The following is a 4,396-nucleotide window of genomic DNA, read 5'->3' as shown; positions in this document are numbered from 1 at the left end:
AGTTAAACAACCTTTATGTTTTAAAAGAAGTGGCAGATGCCCTTCTTTTTTTATAGGCTGTTTTTGCACCAATTGTTGATTTGATGATGAAGTTGTAATCGGATACTTATCAAACTTTGCGGGGTATCTTTTCTTAGTATTTTTTGAATTGCATTTAGGGATTAAATGAAAAAATTATCTTGAACAATTCATTCTTAATAAGAAAAACAGGCAGTCCAGGAAAAAAAGGCGACTAAAACCATAGGATTTAAAATAAATTATAGTGTTCTCCTTTACTGACAACAAGAAAGGATGATTCTACTGTGACGAAATTATTTGGTACAGATCCCTCATTTTATCCTTCTCCTCGATCAGCTATGGACGCACCACCCGAAAATCTAGCTTATGTAGCATTGTTAGATCCAGACGCCATTGGTGTTGTTGATCTTGATCCCGCCTCCCCTTCATACGGAAAACTAATTTATAAACTTGGTTTACCGGGTGCTGGGGATGATGAGCTTCACCATTTTGGCTGGAATGCCTGCAGCTCAGCTCTTTGCCCAACTGCATTTCATCCACAGCTGGAAAGGAGGTATCTAGTTCTTCCCGGCATCCGTTCTTCACGTATATATATCGCTGATACAAAGCCTGATCCTCGCAAACCAAGAATCATCAAAACGATTGAGCCTGAAGAGATTAAAAAACGAACTGGCTACAGCCGCCTTCACACTGTTCACTGTGGACCAGAAGGTATTTTCATAAGTGCCCTCGGTGCAGCCGAAGGTGATGGCGGACCTGGCGGCATACTCTTGCTTGATCATTTCAATTTTAATGTATTGGGTGCCTGGGAAATGGATCGAGGTCCACAGCACTATGCATATGATTTCTGGTGGCATATTGCACATGATGTGACCGTATCAAGCGGTTGGGCAACCCCGGATTTATTTGAAAACGGCTTAAAATTGGATGCGTTATTACAAAGAAAATATGGTCATAGTCTCCATTTCTTTGATAGCCGCACCAGAAGCCATGTTCAGGAGATTGATTTCGGTGATCAGCATCAAATGGTCCTTGAATTGAGGCCTGCCCATAATCCTCGCAAGACATATGGTTTTGCAAGTGTAGTCATAGATGTGACGAATCTTGCGAGTTCCATTTGGGTATGGTATCGCGAAGACGGGAAGTGGGAGGCAAAGAAAATTATAGAAATTCCAGCTGTCCCGACACCAGCTGAAGAGCTCCCTCCTGCTTTAAAGGATATTGGAGCTGTTCCACCATTAGTAACGGACATGGTCCTCTCGCTTGACGACAAATATTTATATGTAAGCTGTTGGGGAACCGGAGAATTAATTCAATATGATGTCAGTGACCCATTTAACCCTAAGCTAGTCGATACTGTTAAAATTGGCGGAATAGCCTCACCAATTCCCCACCCATCTGGTAAGCAAATCACAGGAGGGCCGCAGATGGTGGAATTGAGCCGGGATGGAAAGCGGGTGTATTTTACCAACTCTCTGTATAAGGCGTGGGATGAACAATTTTATCCGGGTGGAATCCAGGGAGCTATGGTAAAGGTGAACGTAAAACCAGAGGGTGGCATGGAAATTGATACTGACTTCCTTATTGAGTTCGAAGGAATGAGAGCTCATCAAATCAGGCTCGAAGGCGGCGATTGCTCTACAGATACTTTTTGCTATCCGTGAATCGGGAGTGAATGCAAATGGAAGCTTTATTTTCCCATGAAAGCCAGATGGCCGCAGCCGCTCTCCTTGGTGCATTCCATGGGATAAACCCTGCAATGGGCTGGTTATTCGCAGTATTTTTAGCCATTCATAGGAATCAAAAACGTGTATTGTTTTATGCAATCATTCCAATTGCCACAGGCCAAGTGTTAGGAGACGGGATTGTCATTGCAGCTCAGACATTTGCTCGATTCCATTTGCCTGCTGGCACTGTTCACTTATCTATAGCTGCATTCATCGTTGTTTATGGTTTTTACAGGCTGTTTCGGTATTACCGCCATTTCAAGTGGGCTGGCGGATTGAACGTAGGCTATGGGCAACTTATCCTCTGGTCATTCCTGGCCTCATCCACACATGGATCTGGGCTGTTATTTGCGCCATTTATTCTTGAAGCTTCAAGCATCATAGACCTTGTGCCCCTATGGATTGTGCATGAAATGGCTATGTTAACTTCCATGACTGTTATTTCCCTTTCAGTCTATCATTTAGGAATAGCGAAATTTAAAAAGTATCTAGTCAATTTTGAATTAGTCTGGGCCATTCTTTTAATTGCAGTGGGGGCTGTTTTATTCATAATGGGCGGTGGTCTGGGCCAAGAGCATATTCATTGATTTAAAGAGGAAAAGAAAAGGTGCTGAATTTTTCATTCAGCACCTTTTGTCATTTTAATTTGAAACAGCTTTATTATTGAATATATTGCTTATAGGGTTTAATAGCATCGCGCCAATTGCCTGAATGAGCGTTTTGACAATCACCTGTCCTAAAATGGCTGCAGGCACTGCTTCCCAGGGAAGGAAATTTGCGCCTAGTGGACTTAAGCCAATAACGACAAAAATAACGGAATCAAGCAGCCCGCCTACCAAGCCGCTGTAAAAAACTCTCCAGCTCATTGGCAGCTTCAACCTTGTGTAAATTTCAGTGTCAGTCGTTTCCGCTACTGCAAAGCTCAATGCGGAAGCAAATACAATTAAAAGTGTGTCTCCCAGGATGAAAGAAACAATAGCTGAAAGAATAAGAGCTGCACCGATGAACAGATATGTTTTAGCACGGCCATACATATTCTGGACAAGGTCACGGAATATAAAAGTAGCACCAATGAGCAATGTTCCCATTGGCACAATGAACATTCCTAAATGAAGCGGCGCAAATGCCGCTGTTATAACATTAGCAGTAATGATTGAAATTAAATATAAAAAGATTCTCATCATATTCCCTCCTATTAATCTATACTCCTCTTTTGTTTCCCCAGATATACGTGTGCAGTTGAGGCAGCACTCTAACGTTTTTCAGGTCGTGGTCCTGCATTGCTTTATTGACAAGCCATTCATATTTATCAAGTAAGCTTGAAACTAACCTGTCATTTTCTGCTGTCGTAATATCATCATTTCCAACCTGTAAAAAGAATGGAATTTCTGGATAACGCATGTGGATTGTTTTGGCATACTCATAGTCTGCATCATTAAAGACTACGACCTTCAAGCTGACATTTTGGACTGTCTGGTGCTTAACACGATCAATGATACTATCCAAAATTTTGTAGTCCGTAATCATCCCTGAACTTGGCGGTTTGGGAGAAAGGGTCAGTTCATCAATTTGTAAAAACCAATCCTGCCACCTGCTGCCCTGGGTCTCCAGACAAATTTTTATATTTTTCTCTTTTAACAAAGCTATCAAACTAGATAAATTGGTTAAGAGAGCTGGGTTTCCGCCTGATATCGTTACATATGAAAAACCCTCGCCGCCAAGCAACTGCAATTGAGCCCATATTTCCTCGGCGGTCATCTGAGTGATCAGATCTTTCCCAGACCCATCCCATGTAAAAGAAGAATCGCACCATGCGCACGAGTAGTCACAGCCTGCGGTTCGCACAAACATGGTCTTCTGTCCTATAACCATCCCTTCACCCTGGATGGTTGGACCAAATATTTCGATAACTGGTATCTTACTCAAGCTCCATCCACTCCCGTCTTGCTTCGGCATAGCTTGTCGGAGTTTCATAGAGGCGAACGAACTCCACTTTCGCGCCATCATATTGATTCTGTCTTTCTATAAGGGCTTCCGCCATTTTTTCATAAATCCAAACCACCATATTTTCAGCAGTTGTATTCATCGGAGGAAGTGTTTCATTTAAGTATTTATGATCTAGATAGATTTCAATTTTCGACTTCCAAATTTCTTTAATATCGCCAAAGTCGATCATCAGGCCACGCTCATCGACAAAGCCGCTCAGCCCAAAAATAACTTTATAGGTATGACCGTGCAGATTCTTGCACTTCCCTTCATAAGCATGAAGGTGATGGGCAGAATCAAAGGTAAATTCCTTGCTGACGAGCACACGTTTTGAATGATATTTTAACTGTTCTCTCTTAATATCATGATCTATTTTTTGAAGCTGCTCTACAATACGGAAACCGAACATGATTAAACAGCTCCTTCCAAGAACTCATCAAGCCCTTTTTTTCTCAGCAGACAGGCCGGGCAAACTCCACAGCCGTCTGCGATGATGCCATTATAGCAAGTTAAGGTTTTGGTACGGACAAATTCAAAAGCACCCAGTTCATCTGCGAGCTTCCAGGTCTCCGCTTTATTCAGCCACATCAAAGGCGTGTGTATGACAAAATTTTTATCCATTGAAAGGTTCAATGTGACGTTCAACGACTTAATGAAAATATCCC

General features: G+C 42.1%; 6 protein-coding genes. 2 read left to right on the top strand and 4 right to left on the bottom strand.

Annotated features, from left to right (window positions below; genetic code table 11):
- Positions 1-302: 302 nt before the first annotated feature.
- Together WB217_RS19445 and WB217_RS19440 are read left to right on the top strand one after the other, a co-directional pair.
- Entirely contained in the window at positions 303-1,682 is a 1,380-nt protein-coding gene (locus WB217_RS19445; protein WP_423994997.1) for a selenium-binding protein SBP56-related protein, read from the top strand.
- 17 nt (positions 1,683-1,699) lie between these two features.
- The gene (locus WB217_RS19440; protein WP_423994995.1) at positions 1,700-2,332 is read left to right on the top strand and encodes a hypothetical protein; all 633 of its coding nucleotides are present in this window, start codon (positions 1,700-1,702) and stop codon (positions 2,330-2,332) included.
- A 54-nt stretch (positions 2,333-2,386) separates the two neighbouring features.
- On the opposite strand, the gene WB217_RS19435 is transcribed toward WB217_RS19440, so the two are convergent.
- The 4 genes from WB217_RS19435 to WB217_RS19420 all read right to left on the bottom strand — a co-directional run.
- Complete coding sequence (locus WB217_RS19435) at positions 2,387-2,926, bottom strand: VUT family protein (protein WP_423994994.1); 540 nt, start codon at positions 2,924-2,926, stop codon at positions 2,387-2,389.
- Between the two features lie 19 nt (positions 2,927-2,945).
- Positions 2,946-3,671, bottom strand: coding sequence for a 7-carboxy-7-deazaguanine synthase QueE (queE, locus tag WB217_RS19430; protein WP_423994993.1), 726 nt, complete (start codon positions 3,669-3,671; stop codon positions 2,946-2,948).
- Positions 3,664-4,140 carry a 6-carboxytetrahydropterin synthase QueD gene (gene queD / locus WB217_RS19425; RefSeq protein ID WP_423994992.1) on the bottom strand — a complete coding sequence of 159 codons (477 nt, stop codon included), beginning with the start codon at positions 4,138-4,140 and terminating at the stop codon, positions 3,664-3,666. The genes queE and queD overlap by 8 nt, the downstream gene beginning before the upstream one ends.
- A 2-nt stretch (positions 4,141-4,142) precedes the next feature.
- The coding region (locus tag WB217_RS19420) for a 7-cyano-7-deazaguanine synthase (protein ID WP_423994991.1) at positions 4,143-4,396 on the bottom strand (254 nt) is incomplete at its 5' end.

Source organism: Mesobacillus sp. (assembly GCF_049588175.1).
GTDB lineage: Bacteria > Bacillota > Bacilli > Bacillales > Cytobacillaceae > Mesobacillus.
This window is presented reverse-complemented; position numbering and strand designations above follow the sequence as displayed.

What these genes read in the sequence shown, in the direction of transcription:
- WB217_RS19440 (WP_423994995.1), top strand. Translation starts at nt 1,700, where the DNA reads ATGGAAGCTTTATTTTCCCATGAAAGCCAGATGGCCGCAGCCGCTCTC.
- WB217_RS19435 (WP_423994994.1), bottom strand. Translation starts at nt 2,926, where the DNA reads ATGAGAATCTTTTTATATTTAATTTCAATCATTACTGCTAATGTTATA.
- queD (WP_423994992.1), bottom strand. Translation starts at nt 4,140, where the DNA reads ATGTTCGGTTTCCGTATTGTAGAGCAGCTTCAAAAAATAGATCATGAT.